10 protein-coding genes are annotated in these 17,269 nt (G+C 68.5%); 9 read left to right on the forward strand and 1 reads right to left on the reverse strand.

From position 1 onward, the window contains the following. Nucleotides 1–15 precede the first annotated feature (15 nt). Nucleotides 16–1,275 carry a glutamyl-tRNA reductase gene (gene hemA / locus HFP89_RS03035; protein WP_168716162.1) on the forward strand — a complete coding sequence of 420 codons (1,260 nt, stop codon included), beginning with the start codon at nt 16–18 and terminating at the stop codon, nt 1,273–1,275. Beyond that, on the forward strand, nt 1,272–2,345 hold the full coding sequence (gene prfA, locus HFP89_RS03040; protein WP_168716163.1) for a peptide chain release factor 1: 1,074 nt from the start codon (nt 1,272–1,274) through the stop codon (nt 2,343–2,345). The genes hemA and prfA overlap by 4 nt, the downstream gene beginning before the upstream one ends. A 23-nt stretch (nt 2,346–2,368) precedes the next feature. Here the strand turns inward: prfA and HFP89_RS03045 are convergent, their stop codons facing one another. Beyond that, complete coding sequence (locus HFP89_RS03045; protein ID WP_168716164.1) at nt 2,369–3,199, reverse strand: SDR family NAD(P)-dependent oxidoreductase; 831 nt, start codon at nt 3,197–3,199, stop codon at nt 2,369–2,371. A gap of 201 nt (nt 3,200–3,400) precedes the next feature. Between HFP89_RS03045 and mfd the strand changes: the two genes are divergently transcribed. The 7 genes from mfd to lpdA all read left to right on the forward strand — a co-directional run bounded on the left by mfd (nt 3,401) and on the right by lpdA (nt 16,359). After that, complete coding sequence (gene mfd / locus HFP89_RS03050; protein ID WP_168716165.1) at nt 3,401–6,847, forward strand: transcription-repair coupling factor; 3,447 nt, start codon at nt 3,401–3,403, stop codon at nt 6,845–6,847. Continuing rightward, nucleotides 6,844–8,016 (forward strand): CsiV family protein, encoded by a 1,173-nt coding sequence (locus tag HFP89_RS03055; RefSeq protein ID WP_168716166.1) that lies wholly within the window; start codon nt 6,844–6,846, stop codon nt 8,014–8,016. Before mfd ends, HFP89_RS03055 begins: the two co-directional genes overlap by 4 nt. A 102-nt stretch (nt 8,017–8,118) precedes the next feature. Beyond that, nucleotides 8,119–9,498, forward strand: a complete 1,380-nt coding sequence (purB, locus tag HFP89_RS03060) for an adenylosuccinate lyase (protein WP_168716167.1) — start codon at nt 8,119–8,121, stop codon at nt 9,496–9,498. A gap of 13 nt (nt 9,499–9,511) precedes the next feature. Then, nucleotides 9,512–10,615 carry a cupin domain-containing protein gene (locus HFP89_RS03065; RefSeq protein WP_168716168.1) on the forward strand — a complete coding sequence of 368 codons (1,104 nt, stop codon included), beginning with the start codon at nt 9,512–9,514 and terminating at the stop codon, nt 10,613–10,615. A gap of 85 nt (nt 10,616–10,700) precedes the next feature. After that, nucleotides 10,701–13,511 carry a 2-oxoglutarate dehydrogenase E1 component gene (locus HFP89_RS03070; RefSeq protein WP_168716169.1) on the forward strand — a complete coding sequence of 937 codons (2,811 nt, stop codon included), beginning with the start codon at nt 10,701–10,703 and terminating at the stop codon, nt 13,509–13,511. A 33-nt stretch (nt 13,512–13,544) separates the two neighbouring features. After that, nucleotides 13,545–14,777, forward strand: coding sequence for a dihydrolipoyllysine-residue succinyltransferase (sucB, locus tag HFP89_RS03075; RefSeq protein WP_168716170.1), 1,233 nt, complete (start codon nt 13,545–13,547; stop codon nt 14,775–14,777). A gap of 154 nt (nt 14,778–14,931) precedes the next feature. Beyond that, nucleotides 14,932–16,359 (forward strand): dihydrolipoyl dehydrogenase, encoded by a 1,428-nt coding sequence (gene lpdA / locus HFP89_RS03080; protein WP_168716171.1) that lies wholly within the window; start codon nt 14,932–14,934, stop codon nt 16,357–16,359. Nucleotides 16,360–17,269: the final 910 nt, after the last annotated feature.

Below are 17,269 nucleotides of genomic sequence, written 5' to 3' on the forward strand. Positions count from 1 at the left end.
GAACCTGGTTCGCGCATGTCGCTTCTTGCCCTCGGGCTGAGTCACCAAACGGCGCCGGTCGCAGTCCGCGAGCGCCTCGCTTTCGTGCCGGACCGGCTCGGCGATGCCTTGTCTGCCCTGAACGCGGAAATCGGCATCGACGAATGCGCGATCGTGAGCACCTGCAATCGGACCGAACTCTACGTGGTCGGTTCCGAGGCTAGCATATCGGCGCTGGCCGACTGGCTGCACCACTGGCATGGTCTGGCGCCCGGCACCTACCGCGAAGAACTCTACGGATACGCTGGCAATGCCGCAGTCGCTCACCTGCTGACCGTGACCTCGGGAATGGACTCGATGGTGCTCGGCGAGCCGCAGATCACCGGTCAGGTCAAGCAGTCCTGGACCGCAGCGCGCGCGGCCGGCACGCTGGGGCCGATTCTCGACCGCTTGTTCCAGCACGCCTTTCAGACCGCCAAGCACGTGCGCACCGAGACCGGCATCGGTCACAACCCGGTCACGCTGCCGTTCGCCGCGCTGAAACTGGCCCACCAGATCCACGGCGACGTCCGCCGCCTCGGCGCCTTGATGGTCGGTGCCGGCGAGATGATCGAGGACTGCTGCCGACACTTCGCCGGCCAGGGCCTGACCCGGATGACGATCGCCAATCGCAGCCCGCGGCGGGCCGAGAAACTGGCCGCCGAATTCGCCGCCCGGGCGATCGGACTGGACGGACTGCCCGAGGCGCTGCACGAACACGACGTGGTCGTGGCCAGCACCGCCAGCCCGGAACCGGTGGTGACCTCGGCGATGGTCCGCGAAGCCCTGCGCCGGCGCCGGCGACAACCGCTGTTCGTGCTCGATCTTTCGGTGCCGCGCAACGTCGAGCCGGAAATCGGAGAACTCGAGGACGTCTATCTGTACACGATCGACGATCTGCGCGAGATCGCCCAGCGCGGCCACCAGAAGCGACTCGAAGCGCTGGAATCGGCCCGCGAGATCGTCGCCGCGCAGACCCATGCCTTCCAGCGCTGGATGAACCTGCACGGGACCAGTGCGACGCTCAAGCAGCTGCGCGAGCAGGCGATCGACGAACGCGACCGCCTGCTCGAACGCGCGCTGCGCGACCTCGGCGCCGGCCATGACGCCGAGGACGTGCTGCGCAAACTCGGCCACCGGCTGACCAACCGCCTGCTGCACACCCCGAGCACCGCGCTGCGCAGGGCCGCCGAGCACGGTGACGATCCGCTGCTCGAGGCCGCGCGTCGACTGCTGATCGACGGAGACGACGAGTGAATCCGGGCATGCAACGCCGCCTCGAGCAGGCCGCCGAACGCTTCGAGGAGCTGGAACGACTGCTGGCCGAACCGGACCTGGCCCAGCGCGCCGACGAGTTCGCGCAGCTCAGCAAGGAGTACGCCGACCTGCAGCGGATCGTCGAGACCGCGCGCGCCCTGCAGGCGCTGGCCGACCGGGACGCCGAAGCGCGCGGCCTGCTCGAGGACGATGAAATGAGGGCCATGGCGCGCGAGGAGCTCGACGCAGTCGCCGCCGAGCGCGAACCACTGGAGCGCGAACTCCGACGCCTGATCGTGCCGGCCGATCCGAACGATGCCCGCAACCTGTTCCTCGAGATTCGCGCCGGCACCGGTGGCCAGGAAGCGGCCTTGTTCGCCGGCGACCTGCTCCGGATGTACACCCGCTACGCCGAGCGCTGCGGGGACACCGTCGAAATGATTTCCGGCCAGCCGGGCGAAGCCGGCGGCTGGCGCGAAGTGGTGGTCCGGGTCGCCGGCCGCGGCGCGTATTCTCGGCTGAAGTTCGAGTCCGGCACGCACCGGGTCCAGCGCGTCCCGGCCACCGAGTCGCAGGGCCGCATCCACACCTCGGCCTGCACGGTGGCGATCCTGCCCGAGGTCGCAGCCGTCGACGCGATCGAGATCGACGCCGGCGACCTGCGCATCGACACCTTCCGCGCCTCCGGCGCCGGTGGCCAGCACGTCAACACCACCGATTCGGCGATCCGCGTCACCCACCTGCCGACCGGCCTGGTCGTGGAATGCCAGGACGAACGCTCGCAGCACAAGAACAAGGCCCGCGCGCTGGCCCTGCTGAGCGCACGACTGCTCGAACGGGAACAGGCCCAGCAGAAGAACGAACAGGCTGCGGCCCGGCGACTGCAGGTCGGATCCGGCGACCGCTCGGAGCGCATCCGGACCTACAACTACCCGCAGGGCCGGATCACCGACCACCGCATCGGCCTGACCGTCTACGATCTCGACAACGTGCTCGAGGGCGACCTCGACGTGCTGGTCGAACCACTGGCCCAGGCCGACCAGGCCGATCGGCTGGCCGAGCTCGGCTGACCCCTCCGTCCGGGCGGGCAGCCTCAGCGCGCGGCGTCGGCGCGCTTCGGCAGCATCTTGCGGACCTGCTTCATCAGGACGCGAAAATAGAGTTCGGGGAAGAATCGCTTGAGCCGGTACATCCAGCGCGTGTCGCGGTGGGTCAGCAACATGAACTTCGGCCGCTTCACCGCGCCGAGCACGACCGCCGCGACATCCTCGGCGCGGACCCCCGATCGGGCCATCCAGCGCTGGACGCGCTCGGCGTAGCCTTCGTCGGGCGCGCGCATCGTCTCGGTCAACCGGGTCGGCACGAACGCCGGACACAGCACCGAGACTTCGACACCGGCCGGGGCCAGCTCGGCGCGAAGCATTTCCGACAGCGCAACCACGCCGGCCTTCGCCGTGCCGTAGGAGGCGATCGCCGGTGCGCCGGCCAGGCCGGCGAACGAGGCGACGTTGATGATGTGGCCGTAGCCCTGGCTGCGGAAGCGCCGGACGAACTGGTGGCAGCCGCGCACCACGCCCATCAGGTCGATGTCGAGCACCCACTGCCAGTCGTCCAGCGAAGTTTCACCGACCATGCCGCCGGTGGCCACGCCGGCGTTGTTGATCAGCACGTCGATCCGGCCGTAGCGCTCGCCGATGGCGGCATCCAGCGCCGCCCACTGTTCGCTGTCGGTCACGTCCAGGACACAGGCCCAGTGCCCCTCGCCGGCGAGCCCGCCGGCCACGGCCTCGGCCCGCTCGGCATGCTGGTCGGTCACCACGACGCGGTACCCGTCGGCCGCGAAGGCCGTCGCCATCGCCGCCCCGAGGCCGGCGCCCGCCCCCGAGATCACGACCACCGGTGAGTTGCGATGGGACTCCGTCATGCTGTTCTCCTGAAAATCGGCAGTGTCGAGGTGCACCCGCCGGAAGCATACCGGACCGCCTGGCCGGAGGGCGTGCCGGTCGGTCGATCCGGGCCGACCAGGGCCGCTTGAACGAGGCGATGCTTCCGGTTCTCCGCGTGATGCGGGCTACAATGCCGCCCCGTTTTTCCACTGGCCGTTCTGCGCGCCGACGTTCCGCCCATGGCTGCTTCCTTTTCCGTACTCGCCCCACCGCGCGCTGCCTCCGGGGATCGCGTCGGCTGGCCGGCACTCGACGGCCTCGGCCTTGCCCTGGCGCTGTCGGCATTCGCCCGTCGCGCCGGCGGGCCGGTGCTGGTGGCCGCCGCGGACGGCTACGCCGCGCGACGGCTGCGCGACGATCTGAACCAGCTCGACGGCCCGCGGGCGGAACTGTTTCCCGACCTCGAGATCCTGCCCTACGACCTGTACTCGCCGCATCCGGACCTGATCTCGCGACGGCTGGAGGTGCTGACCGGGCTGCCGGCACGCCGCGACGGCATCGTGATCGCGCCGGTCAGCGCGCTGATGCAGCGGCTGGCCCCGCGATCGTGGCTACTCGGCCGCAACATCGACCTGAAGGTCGGCCAGGACCTCGATCTGGACGGCTTCCGCAGCCAACTCGGCGATGCCGGGTACACCAATGCGGACCAGGTCTGGCAGCCGGGCCAGTTCGCGCTGCGCGGCGCGGTCTTCGATCTCTGGCCGATGGGCTCCGAGGCACCGTACCGGATCGAGCTGTTCGACACCGAGATCGAATCGATCCGCACCTTCGATCCCGACGACCAGCGCTCGACCGGTCGGCTCGACGCGGTGCGCCTGCTGCCGGGCCGCGAATACCCGTTCGACGACGCCGCGCGCAGCGATTTCCGGCGCCGGTTCCGCAATCGATTCGACATCGACCTCCGCCATGCCTTGCCGTACCAGGAAGTCGGCGAAGCGATTCACGCACAGGGTCTCGAACAGTATCTGCCGCTGTTCTTCGAAGAGACCTCCGGCCTGCTCGACTACCTGCCCGAACCGCACCGGCTGGTGGTACTCGACGGCGTCGAGACCGCAGCGACCGAGTTCGCCGAACAGGTCGCGTTCCGCCACGACCAGCGCCAGGGCGACCGCCAGCGCCCGGTGCTCGAACCGCACGAGCTGTTCTTCGACGCCCGCGAGCTGATCGATGCACTGAAGACCGATTGCGCGGTCCGGGTCACGCGCCGTGCGCCGGCGCGGGCCGTCCTCGATGCACCGCCGAAGCTCGATCTCGATACCGCCGCCGACGCCGCCGCCGGCGTGCTGTCCGGGCCGGGCCGGGTGCTGCTGGCCGCCGATACCGCCGGCCGGCGCGAGCTGATCCACGACAACCTCAAGCGGGTCGGGCTGACGCCGAAGATGATCGAGTCCTGGTCGGCCTTCGTCAGTGGCGACGACCGGCTGGCGCTGGCCGTGCTGCCGTTTTCCGGCGGCTGCCGACTGGCCGACGACGGCATCACCATCCTGACCGAGGCCGAACTGTTTCCGGGCCATACCCGGACGGTCCGGCGCGAGCGCCGCTCGGGCCAGGACCCGGAAAGCCTGGTCCGCAGCCTGGCCGACCTGCAGGCCGGGGCACTGGTCGTGCACCTCGAGCACGGCATCGGCCGCTACCTGGGCCTGGAAGTGCTCGACGTCGGCGACAGCCGCGGGGAGTTCCTGACCCTGGAGTACGCCGGCGGCGACAAGCTCTACGTGCCGGTCACCGACCTGCACCTGGTCAGCCGCTACACCGGCGCCGACCCCGACCGGGTGCCGCTGAACCAGCTCGGCTCCGAGCGCTGGAAGAAGACCCGCCGCAAGGCCGCCGAGAAGGTTCGCGACGTGGCCGCCGAGCTGCTGAACCTGCAGGCTCGCCGGGCCGCCCGCGAGGGTCGCGCGGCCGAGTTCGATCGCGGCCTCTACGCCCGCTTCTCGGCCGGCTTCGAGTACGAGGAAACCGAGGACCAGCAGAACGCCATCGAAGCGGTGCTGGCCGATCTGCGCGCCGCCCGCCCGATGGACCGGGTGGTCTGCGGCGACGTCGGCTTCGGCAAGACCGAAGTCGCGCTGCGCGCCGCCTTCGCGGTCACCGACGCCGGCCGCCAGGTGGCGCTGCTGGCGCCGACCACGCTGCTGGCCGAGCAGCATCATCGCCTGTTCGCCGACCGCTTCGCCGACTGGCCGGTCCAGGTCGCGCTGCTCTCGCGCACCGGCGGCAAGAAACAGACCGCGGCCACGCTGGCCGGCCTGGAAGACGGCTCGATCGACATCGTCATCGGCACCCATCGATTGCTGCAGGGCGACGTGCGCTTCAAGGACCTGGGCCTGGTCGTGGTCGACGAAGAGCAGCGCTTCGGCGTGCGCCAGAAGGAGCAGCTCAAGAAGCTCAGGGCCGAGGTCGACCTGCTGACGCTGACCGCAACGCCGATCCCGCGCACCCTGAACATGTCGATGACCGGGCTGCGCGAACTGTCGATCATCGCCACCCCGCCGTCGCGCCGGATGGCGGTCCGGACCTTCGTCTCGGAATGGGACACGGGCACGATCCGCGATGCGATCAGTCGTGAATTCCAGCGCGGCGGCCAGGTCTATTTCCTGCACAACGACCTGAAGAGCCAGGCCCGCGTGGCCGACGACCTGCAGAAACTGTTCCCGAAGGCGCGGATCGGCATCGCCCACGGCCAGATGGGTCCGGGCGAGATGGAGCGCACGATGCGCGAGTTCTATGCCCGCCGGATCAACCTGCTGATCGCCAGCACGATCATCGAGAACGGCATCGACGTGCCGACCGCCAACACCATCATCATCAACCGGGCCGACAAGTTCGGCCTGGCCCAGCTGCACCAGCTGCGCGGCCGAGTCGGTCGTTCGCATCACCTGGCCTATGCCTACCTGATCACCCCACCGTGGCGCTCGCTGACCACCGATGCCCGCAAGCGGCTCGAGGCCATCCAGTCGCTGGAAGAACTGGGCGCCGGGTTCACGCTGGCCACCCACGACCTCGAGATCCGCGGCGCCGGCGAACTGCTCGGCGAGGACCAGTCGGGCCAGATCGAGGCGATCGGCTTCCAGCTCTATTCCGAGCTGCTCGATCGCACCGTCGAGGCGCTGAAGGCCGGGATCGAGCCGGACCTGGACGAACCGGTCGACATCGCCTCGGAGGTCGACCTGCACACCTCGGCGCTGATCCCCGACGAGTACCTGCCCGACGTCCACCAGCGGCTGGTGCTGTACAAGCGCATCGCCCAGGCCACCCGCCCCGAGGCCCTGTACGACCTGCAGGTCGAGATGATCGACCGCTTCGGCCTGCTGCCCGACCCGGTCAAACACCTGTTCACCGCCGCGGCGCTCAGGCTGCAGGCGCGGACGCTGGGCATCCGCAAGCTCGAGGTCGGCCCGGCCGGCGGCCGGATCGAGTTCCTGCCGAAGCCGAACATCGACATGGCCGAACTGATCCGGATGATCCAGAAGGAAGCCCACAGCTACTCGCTGCCCGACTCCGACCGGCTGCGCATCCACGGCGAGTTCGAGTCGCTGGAAGACCGGGTCGGAGTCGCCGAGGACCTGATCGAGCGGCTTCGGACGAAAGGCGCGAAGTCCGATCCAGTACACTCGACGGCATGACTCGAACCGCCATTCCGGGTGAGCTTGCGACGCGGCTTGCGCTGGCCGCAGCCGGCCTGTTGATCGCCGCACAGGACGCTCGTGCACAGGACGATCCGCCGACCGAGTATCGGGTCGAGGTGCTGGTCGTCGAACCTGCCGTGCCCCGCTCCGATGCCTGGCCGGCCGAGGCGCTGGAGAACGTCGGAATCGCCGCCGATCCAGCGCTGCTCGATCGGCTGGCCCGGGCGCTCGACCCGCTGTGGCCCAGGCTGACCGACGCCGTCGGCCTGCCGCTGCCCCGGCCGCTGGCCCCGCGCACCGGCATCCTGCCGCCGGAAGACGATGGCGATGACGCTGAGGCGCGAACGTCCAGCGAGACGCCGGAGATCGTCGAACGCGCACCGCGCTGGCTGGCGCTGCGTCCGCCGCCCGAGACGCTGCTCGATGCCGAGCGGCGGCTGACCGGCGACGGCGGCTTCCGGCCGGTCACCCGGCTGGCCTGGATCCAGACCGCCGGGACGCCGCGCCGGCCGCTGCCGGTCCGGGTCCACGACGACGTGATCATCCAGCGCGAAGTGCTCACCGCGCCGGATACCGCCGAAACGACCGGCGCCCCCGCCCTCACCGGCGCGACATCGACGATGGACCGCCGCAGCATCGATGCCGGCGCCGCGCCGCAGGCCCCCGATCCGTTCGACGACTCGGACATTGCCGGGGACCCGCCGCTGCCGCCCCTGCCCCCGGTTCCGAAGGCCGATCCACGCCTCGACGGCAGCGTGGCGCTGGTCCAGCGCCAGTTCCTGCATGCCGAGATCGACCTGCACTGGCGCGAGCCGGTCGAGCGCCCACGGCAGCCGGGCGCGCCCGCTGATCGCCCGAGCTCCGGGCCTGCCACCAGCGACATGCGGGTCAATGAGCCGGTCAACGAGCCGATCGGCGCCCCGGATGCAGGCTGGCAGGTCCACCGGCTGGCCCAGTCGCGCGTGATCCGGCCGGAGCGCTGGACCTGGTTCGACAGCGAACGCTTCGGTGTGCTGATCCGGGTCACCGAGCTGCCGCCGCTGCTGCCGCCGCCTCCGCCGCCGGAACCGACGGAACCGACGGAACCGCCCATGGAACCGGCCGAAAGGACACGGCCGGCCGGCGACTCGACATCGACCGTCCCGGGAACGCCGGTCGACGGTTGACAGGGTTCATCCGGCACCCGTGCAACGGGGCCGCGCGGGGAACGGTAGAATCCCCGGCCTGTGCCGACCACCGGCGACCCGGCCCACGACGACCCACGATCCATGGACTCCACCGCACTGACTGCGCTTTCGCCGCTGGACGGCCGCTACGCCGCCCGTCTCCGCCCGCTGGCCGAACGGTTTTCCGAAGCCGGGCTGATCCGCCATCGCGTGATCGTCGAACTGCGCTGGTTCCGCCAGCTGGCCGACTGCGACGAATTCGACGCGCTGCCGACGCTGTCGGCCGAGGACATCGCGTTTCTCGAGCAGCTGGAAGCCGGCTTCTCCGAGGCCGACGCCGAGGCCGTCAAGGCGATCGAGCGCACCACCAACCACGATGTCAAGGCGGTCGAATACTGGATCAAGCAGCGCTTCGCCGAACGACCCACGCTGGCCGATGCGAGCGAGTTCGTGCACTTCGCCTGTACCTCGGAGGACATCAACAACCTGGCCTACGGCATGATGCTGCGCGACGCGCTGACGGTGGTGCTCGAACCGGTGCTGTCGGACCTCGACCGCCGCCTGGCCGCACTGGCGGTCGACCATGCCGATCTGCCGATGCTGTCGCGCACCCATGGCCAGAGCGCATCGCCGACCACGCTCGGCAAGGAACTGGCGAACGTCGTCTTTCGCCTGCGCCGCCAGCGCCGGACCCTGGCCCGGGTCGAGATCACCGGCAAGATCAACGGCGCGGTCGGCAACTTCAACGCCCACCTGGCCGCCTGCCCCGGCGTCGACTGGCCCGAGCTGGCGCGGCGGTTCGTCGAGGACCTCGGCCTGGTCTGGAACCCCTACACCACCCAGATCGAGCCGCACGACATGATCGCCGAGACCGCGCATGCGCTGATGCGGATCAACACCGTGCTGCTGGATTTCGCGCGCGACAGCTGGGCCTACATCTCCTTGGGCTACTACGCGCAGAAGACCGTCGAGGGCGAGGTCGGTTCCTCGACGATGCCGCACAAGGTCAACCCGATCGACTTCGAGAACGGCGAGGGCAACCTCGGCCTGGCCAACGCGCTGCTCGACCACCTGGCCGCCAAGCTGCCGGTCTCGCGCTGGCAGCGCGACCTCACCGATTCCACCGTGCAGCGTTCGATCGGCAGCGCCCTGGGCTACTGCCTGCTGGCCTGGCGCTCGATCGAGCGCGGTCTCGACCGGATCGAACCCGACCCGGCACGGATCGCCGCCGACATCGACCCGGCCTGGGAAGTGCTGGCCGAGCCGATCCAGACCGTGATGCGCCTGCACGGCATCGAGCACCCGTACGAGAAGCTCAAGGCGCTGACCCGGGGCCGGCGGATCGACGCCGAGGCCGTGCGCGAGTTCATTGCGACGCTGGAGCTGCCCGAGGCCGACCGCGACCGCCTGCTGGCGCTGACCCCGGCCGACTACACCGGCAACGCCGCGGCGATGGCGCGGTTGATCGAACGCTACACGTGACGGAGCCACGCCGATGAAACCGATCGAGCTGGCCGAATGGGAGACGTTCGAGGCGCGCCGCTTCCTCGATGAATACTGGCAGCGCAAGCCGCTGCTGATCCGTGGCTGGCTCAAGCCGGCCGCCCTCGGCCTGGACCAGCTGGCCCGGGCCGCGGCCGACGATGACCTGGCCGCACGCCTGGTCACCGGCTCGTTCGAGAATCTCGACTGGACCCTGGAATACGGCCCGTTCGACGGCGAGGACCTGCCGCCGCTGGACCGGCCCTACCAGTCGCTGCTGGTCCAGGACATGGACAAGAAGTTCCGCCAGGTCGCCGAGCTCCTCGAGGCCTTCGATTTCCTGCCCAACTGGCTGCTCGACGACATCATGGTCAGCCAGGCCGGCCCCGGGGGCTCGGTCGGACCGCACGTCGATGCCTACGACGTGTTCCTGGTCCAGGCCGCCGGAGCCCGTCAGTGGGAGCTGGCCGGCAGCTTCCAGCCCGACCTCAACGAGGACTTCGAGTTGGCCGTGCTGCGCAACTTCCGGGCCGAGTCGCGCTGCCTGGCCGAGCCCGGCGATGTGCTGTACATCCCGGCCGGCATCGCCCACCACGGCATCGCCCAGCAGACCTGCCAGACCTGGTCGGTGGGCCTGCGCGCCCCGTCGTCGGCCGAGCTGCTGGCCGAACTGGCCGCCTACCTCGGCGAGCACGAGGCCCGGCTGCCGCGGCTGAATCCGCTGAAGTTCGACACCGAGCGGGCCGAACGCATCGACCAGACCCTGCTGCAGCACGCCCGGCGCCTGCTGGCCCAGGCCGTGCAGCTCGACGACGCGGCACTGACCGCCTGGCTGGGCCAGACCCTGACCGCCTACCGCCAGTGGTCGCCCGACGACGGCGACGACGACGCCGAACTCGACCTCGAGCCGCCGCTCCAGGTCCGTCCCGGCACCCGGCTGGCCTGGAGCGACTCCGGGCTGCTGTTCGTCAACGGCCAGCAGTGGTCGTGCCCGGCCGATTTCGCCCGCCAGCTGTGCCGGACCGGACGGATCGATCGCCTGCCGGACGACGAGGAGGCGCGCGCGGTGCTCGAGCAGTTGATCGAGCAGAACGAGCTGGTGCGACCATCGTCGTAAGGCGGAGAGCGCCCTACCGACGGGCCGCAAGCGTTATAATTTTCGACTTGTCCGCGTGACGCGCCGAGCGCCCGATTTCCGACCGATGACCGAAACCCTGGAGCAGAAATACCGGACCTCCCACCTGTCCGGTCTGAATGCTGCCTTCGTCGAAGATCTCTACGAAGCCTGGCTGGACGATCCGGACTCGGTGCCGGCGCACTGGCGCGAGCCGTTTTCACAACTGCTCGGCGGCGCCCGGGACGACACCCGCCACCGCGCGATCGCCGAGGAATTCGAAGCACTGGCGCGTCAGGCCCAGCGCGGCGGCATTCCAGTGGCGGCCGAGGACTTCAAGCAGGCCGGCGTGCTGCGCATGATCAATGCGTTCCGGGTCCGCGGGCACCAGCGGGCCAGGCTCGATCCGCTGGGCCTCAGCGAGCGGCCGAACGTGCCCGACCTCGATCTCGATTTCCACAACCTCGGCGATGCCGACCTCGACACCACCTTCCACACCGGCAGCCTGGCCGCGCCCGATCGCCTGCAACTCGGCGAGATCGTCGACATCTGCAAGCGCACCTACTGCGGCACCGTCGGTGTGGAGTACATGCACATCACCGACACCAACCAGCGCCGCTGGCTGCAGCAGCGCCTGGAACGCGCGCGCGGCGACTACCGGCTGCCGGTCGAGGATCGCCGGCGACTGCTCGACAAGCTCGGCGCGGCCGAAGGCATGGAGAAGTACCTGCACTCGCGCTACGTCGGTCAGAAGCGCTTCTCGCTGGAAGGCGGCGAAAGCCTCATTCCCCTGCTCGACACCCTGATTCGTCACACCGGCAGCCAGGGCATCCGCGAAATGGTCATCGGCATGGCCCATCGCGGCCGCCTGAACGTGCTGGTCAACATCCTCGGCAAGTCGCCGGGCGACCTGTTCGCCGAATTCGAAGGCACGATCCAGAACGACGACCCGGCCCGCTCCGGCGACGTCAAGTACCACATGGGCTTCTCCTCGGACGTGCGCACCCCCGGCGGCGTGATGCACCTGGCCCTGGCGTTCAATCCCTCGCACCTCGAGATCGTCAACCCGGTGGTCGCAGGCTCCGCCCGGGCCCGGATCAACAGGCTCGACGACCAGGACTACGAGCAGGTCCTGCCGGTGCTGATCCACGGCGATGCGGCGCTGGCCGGTCAGGGCGTGAACATGGAGCTGTTCAACATGTCGCAGGCCCGCGGCTTCAAGGTCGGCGGCACGCTGCACGTGGTGGTCAACAACCAGATCGGCTTCACCACCAGCAACCCGATCGACGCCCGCTCGACGCTGTACTGCACCGAAGTGGCCAAGATGGTCCAGGCGCCGATCTTCCACGTCAACGCCGACGATCCCGAAGCGGTGCTGTTCGTCACCCGCGTCGCGGCCGACTTCCGGCGCGAGTTCAAGAAGGACGTGGTCATCGACCTGGTCTGCTACCGCCGCCTCGGTCACAACGAGGCCGACGAGCCGGCCGCGACCCAGCCGCGCATGTACGAAGTGATCCGCAACCTGGACTCGGTCTACACCCAGTATTCCAACCGCCTGATCAGCGACGGCCTGGTCGAGCGCAAGCAGCTGGACGCATGGCAGAAGGACTACCGCGACCGGCTCGACGCCGGCGAACCGGTGGTCGATCTCGTCGACAGCGACGACGCGCTGACCACCGTGGACTGGACGCCGTACCTCGACAACGACTGGCGAATCGATGCCGACACCTCGATGCCGGTCGAGCGCATCCGCGAACTGTCCGAACGTCTGACCACGCTGCCGGACGGGTTCACGCTGCACAAGCAGGTCGACCGCATCGTCGCCCAGCGTCGCAAGATGGCGGCCGGCGAGGCGCCGCTGGACTGGGGCTTCGCCGAGACCCTCGCCTATGCCGGCCTGGTCGAGGACGGTACCGGCCTGCGCCTGGTCGGCCAGGACTCCGGCCGCGGCACCTTCTTCCACCGTCACGCGGTGCTGTTCAACCAGGAAGACGGACGCTCGATCACGCCGCTGGCCGAACTGGCCGAACAGGGCAACCGCGTCGCGATCATCGATTCGCTGCTCAGCGAGGAAGCGGTGCTGGCCTTCGAGTACGGCTTCGCGACCGCCGACCCGGGCACGCTGGTGATCTGGGAAGCGCAGTTCGGCGATTTCGTCAACGGCGCCCAGGTCGTCATCGACCAGTTCATCACCTCCGGCGAGGCCAAGTGGGGCCGGTTGTGCGGGCTGGTGATGTACCTGCCCCACGGCTACGAGGGCCAAGGTCCGGAGCACTCCTCGGCCAGGCTCGAGCGCTTCATGCAGCTGTGCTCGGACAACAATATCCAGGTCTGCGTCCCGACCCTGCCGGCCCAGTGGTTCCACCTGATCCGCCGTCAGATCGTTCGGCCCTACCGCAAGCCGCTGGTCGTCATGACGCCGAAGAGCCTGCTGCGCCACAAGCAGTCGGTGTCCAGCCTCGAGGACCTGGCCGAAGGCCGTTTCCAGCTGGTCATCGACGACCCGAGCGCGCCCGACCCGAACAAGGTCGAGCGGGTGGTCTTCTGCGCCGGCAAGGTCTACTTCGACCTGGCCAGGAAGCGGGACGAAGCCGACGGCGAGCTCGACCACGTCGCGCTGGTCCGCGTCGAACAACTCTACCCGTTCCCGCGCGATGAACTGACCGCGATCATCGAGCGGTACAAGAAGGCCGAGCAGGTCATCTGGTGCCAGGAAGAACCGATGAACCAGGGCGCCTGGTTCCAGATCCGGCACCACCTGCAGGCCTGCGTCCGCGACGACCAGTCGCTCGACTACGCCGGCCGCTCGCCGTCGGCCTCACCGGCCGTCGGCTACTACCAGGTGCACGTGGAACAGCAGGAGAAGCTGGTTCGCGATGCGCTCGGCATCGAATCATGAGTCACGTTTTCACGTCTTTCCCAAGGATCCATCATGAGCACTGAAGTCAAGGTCCCCACCCTGCCCGAATCGGTTTCCGACGCTACGGTCGCCAAGTGGCACAAGAAGGCCGGCGACACCGTTCGACGCGACGAGAACCTGGTCGACCTCGAAACCGACAAGGTCGTGCTCGAAGTCCCGGCGCCCGCCGACGGCGTGCTCGAGTCGATCTCGGCCGAGGAAGGCGACACCGTCACCGCCGACCAGGTCCTCGGTGCGATCAAGGAAGGCGAAGTGCCCGAAGACGACCAGGACGGCGACGACGCCGAGGACGCGTCGTCGGACGACGAAGCGAACGACGCCGACGAGAAGAAAAGCACCGACAGGAAGAAGGACGCCGACGACGACCGCGATCGCGCATCGTCACCGGCCCCCGCGCCTTCGTCGGGCGGCGATGCCCGGCCGTCGCCTTCGGCGCGCAAGCTGGCCGCGGACAACGAGATCGACCCGTCCAGCGTCGAGGGCACCGGCCGCGACGGCCGGGTAACCAAGGGCGACATGCTCAAGCACATTTCCGGCGGCGGCAGCCGTCCGGTCGAACGAGTCAAGATGTCGCGCCTTCGCTCGCGCATCGCCGAGCGGATGAAGGAAGCCCAGAACACGGCGGCCATCCTGACCTCGTTCAACGAAGTCGACCTGCACGAAGTCATGCAGATCCGCTCGAAGTACAAGGACGCCTTCCAGAACAAGCATGGCGTCAAGCTCGGCTTCATGTCGTTCTTCGTCAAGGCCGCCTGCGAGGCGCTGGACAAGCACCCGGTGGTCAACGCGGCGGTCGAGGGCGACGAGATCGTCTACCACGGCTACCAGGACGTCGGCATCGCGGTGTCGACCGACCGCGGCCTGATGGTACCGGTGCTGCGCAACGCCGGCCAGCTGAGCCTGGCCGAGATCGAACGCCAGATCGCCCACTACGCCGACAAGGCGCGCGCCGGCAAGATCGAGCTCGAGGACCTGCAGGGCGGCACCTTCTCGATCACCAACGGCGGCGTGTTCGGCTCGCTGCTGTCGACGCCGCTGCTGAACGCACCGCAGAGCGCGATCCTGGGCATGCACACCATCAAGGAGCGCCCGGTCGCGATCGACGGCGAGATCGTGGTTCGGCCGATGATGTACATCGCGCTGTCCTACGATCACCGCATCATCGACGGCAAGGATGCCGTGCAGTTCCTGGTTGCGGTCAAGGAAGCGCTGGAAGATCCGGCCCGGCTGCTCCTCGACCTCTGAACTACGGGGACGAGGGGAAGCAACGAGGGACGAGCAGGCCGCGCGCCCGGTTCTACCGGCCCCTCGCCCCTTTTCCCTCGCCCCTGGGCTTTGCGCGAAAAACGCTGGCGACGTTCGGCGTCGCCCCGACACCCGAACAGAGACGAATACAGCCATGGCAGACAACGAATTCGACGTAATCTTCATCGGCGGCGGCCCGGGCGGGTACGCCGGCGCCATCCGCACCGCCCAGCTGGGCCTGAAGACCCTGCTGATCGACGACCGTCAGGGCGAGGACGGCAAGCCGGCGCCGGGCGGCACCTGCCTGAACGTGGGCTGCATTCCGTCCAAGGCGCTACTGGACTCGTCGAAGCACTTCCACCACATCCAGCACGACTACACCGAGCACGGCATCTCCACCAGCGATGTCTCGATCGACGTGGACAAGATGCTGACCCGCAAGCGGAAAGTGGTCAAGCAGCTCAACAGCGGCCTGATCCAGCTGTTCAAGGCCAACAAGATCGAGTTCGTCAACGGCCGCGGCAAACTGTTCGCCGACCGTCAGGTCGAGGTCACGCCGAACGACGGCGACAAGTACACCGCCACGGCGAAGAACGTGGTGCTGGCCGCCGGCTCGGTGCCGTTTTCGATCCCCAATGTCGAGGTCGACAACGAACACATTCTCGATAACGTCGGCGCGCTGGAAATCCCCGAGGTGCCGGAGCGTTTCGGCGTGATCGGCGCCGGCGTGATCGGCCTGGAAATGGGCAGCGTCTGGCGTCGCCTGGGCAGCGAAGTCGTGCTGCTCGAAGCCGTCGACGACTTCCTTCCGGTGCTCGATCGCGACATGGCGAAGATCGCCCAGCGCGAGTTCAAGAAACAGGGGCTCGATATCCGCATGGGCTGCAAGGTCAGCGGCGCCACGGTCGACGACGGCAAGGTCCGGGTCAGCTACACCGACGGCAAGGACGAGCACGAGGAAGTGTTCGACAAGCTGCTGGTCGCGGTCGGCCGCCGCGCCGCCAGCGACGGGCTCGTGGCCGACGACAGCGGCGTCACGCTGACCGACCGGGGCCAGGTCGAGGTCGACGGCCACTGTCGGACGAAGGCCGAGGGCGTCTGGGCCATCGGCGACCTGGTTCGCGGCCCGATGCTCGCGCACAAAGCGTCCGAAGAAGGCATTGCGGTGGCCGAGACCCTGGCCGGCCAGGCCGGCCACATCAACCTCGACACGGTTCCCTGGGTCATCTACACCGACCCGGAGATTGCCTGGGTCGGCAGGAACGAAAGCGAACTGGAGGACGCCGGCGTCGAGTACCGCGTCGGAACCTTCCCGTTTGCCGCCACCGGCCGCGGCCTGGCCATGGGCAATGCCTCCGGCCAGGTCAAGATCATCGCCGACGCCGAGACCGACCAACTGCTGGGCTGCCAGATCATCGGCGCCAACGCCTCGGAGCTCATCGGCGAAGTGGTCGTGACGATGGAATTCCACGGCGCCGCCGAAGACCTGGCCCGCATCGTCCACGCCCATCCGACCCTGTCGGAGGCCATCCACGAAGCCGCCCTGGCCGTCGACAAGCGAGCCATCCACAAGGCCAACTGAGCTCGCTGCTGAAGCAAGCCCCGAAGGCCCGGCCGATGTCGCCGGGCCTTTTTCGTGGTCCGCAGCTGATCGCGGATGAACACGCAATGCGCAGGGGAATCCCCCGGCGGCTGGATCGATTCGGAGGGCCACAGGCGCTTCACGTGGGGCGAACGTGCGTTCGGCCGTCGCCACGAACGTACCCGAAAGGGCTTTTTTCAAGCGCGCGTACCGGTGGGGGTTTGCCCTCCGGTGAGGGCTGTGGCGCGAAGAATCGCGCAGTGCCGCGGAGTGGGAAGGGCTTGCCGGGTACAGGGGTTTCTGAACGCTTGGCGAAGCCGGATGGTTGTTTCCGGCTTGGTTCGGTGAACGGCCCTTCGGTGGGCGGGTGTTCTGCTTCTGGTGTTCTGCTCGTCTTGGGGTGGTTGCTTCCCGGGGCTACAAGCGTTTCGCCACGCGGACTTCGTCCCCTTTCTGGCGAGGTACTTTTGTCAAACGCCACAAAAGTACCCAAAAGGGCTTTTTTACAAGCACGCGTACCGGTCGGGGTTTGCCCTCCGGTGAGGGTCGTGGCGCGAAAAATCGCGCAGTGCCGCGGAGATAGAAGGGCTTGCCGGGTACAGAGGGGTCAGAGCCCGAAGCGAAGCCGGATCATTGCTGCTGGCTCGGTTCGGACACAGGCCGCTTCGGTCGACGGTCGTGGCCGACCAGCGACGATCGGCCTGGCCCTGGCTTCTCGGATGCATCCGGGGCCACTGTAACCCGCAGCCGGAGTGAGCCAGGGCGCGGGCCGACCACCGGCCCACCGACACAGTCCGGAAGCCACTGCCCGTTCAGCCGCCTGTAAGAGCGCTTTTGCCTACTTTTGTCGCGACTGACAAAAGTAGGTCGCCAGAAAGCGCGAAGCGCGTGGCGAAACGCTTGTAGCCAG

Origin of the sequence: Wenzhouxiangella sp. XN79A, from assembly GCF_012272825.1 — a bacterium.
Taxonomy (GTDB): domain Bacteria; phylum Pseudomonadota; class Gammaproteobacteria; order Xanthomonadales; family Wenzhouxiangellaceae.

Coding starts and splice junctions, on each gene's coding strand:
- hemA (WP_168716162.1), top strand. CDS start 16: ATGTCGCTTCTTGCCCTCGGGCTGAGTCACCAAACGGCGCCGGTCGCA.
- HFP89_RS03045 (WP_168716164.1), bottom strand. CDS start 3,199: ATGACGGAGTCCCATCGCAACTCACCGGTGGTCGTGATCTCGGGGGCG.
- mfd (WP_168716165.1), top strand. CDS start 3,401: ATGGCTGCTTCCTTTTCCGTACTCGCCCCACCGCGCGCTGCCTCCGGG.
- HFP89_RS03055 (WP_168716166.1), top strand. CDS start 6,844: ATGACTCGAACCGCCATTCCGGGTGAGCTTGCGACGCGGCTTGCGCTG.
- purB (WP_168716167.1), top strand. CDS start 8,119: ATGGACTCCACCGCACTGACTGCGCTTTCGCCGCTGGACGGCCGCTAC.
- HFP89_RS03065 (WP_168716168.1), top strand. CDS start 9,512: ATGAAACCGATCGAGCTGGCCGAATGGGAGACGTTCGAGGCGCGCCGC.
- HFP89_RS03070 (WP_168716169.1), top strand. CDS start 10,701: ATGACCGAAACCCTGGAGCAGAAATACCGGACCTCCCACCTGTCCGGT.
- sucB (WP_168716170.1), top strand. CDS start 13,545: ATGAGCACTGAAGTCAAGGTCCCCACCCTGCCCGAATCGGTTTCCGAC.
- lpdA (WP_168716171.1), top strand. CDS start 14,932: ATGGCAGACAACGAATTCGACGTAATCTTCATCGGCGGCGGCCCGGGC.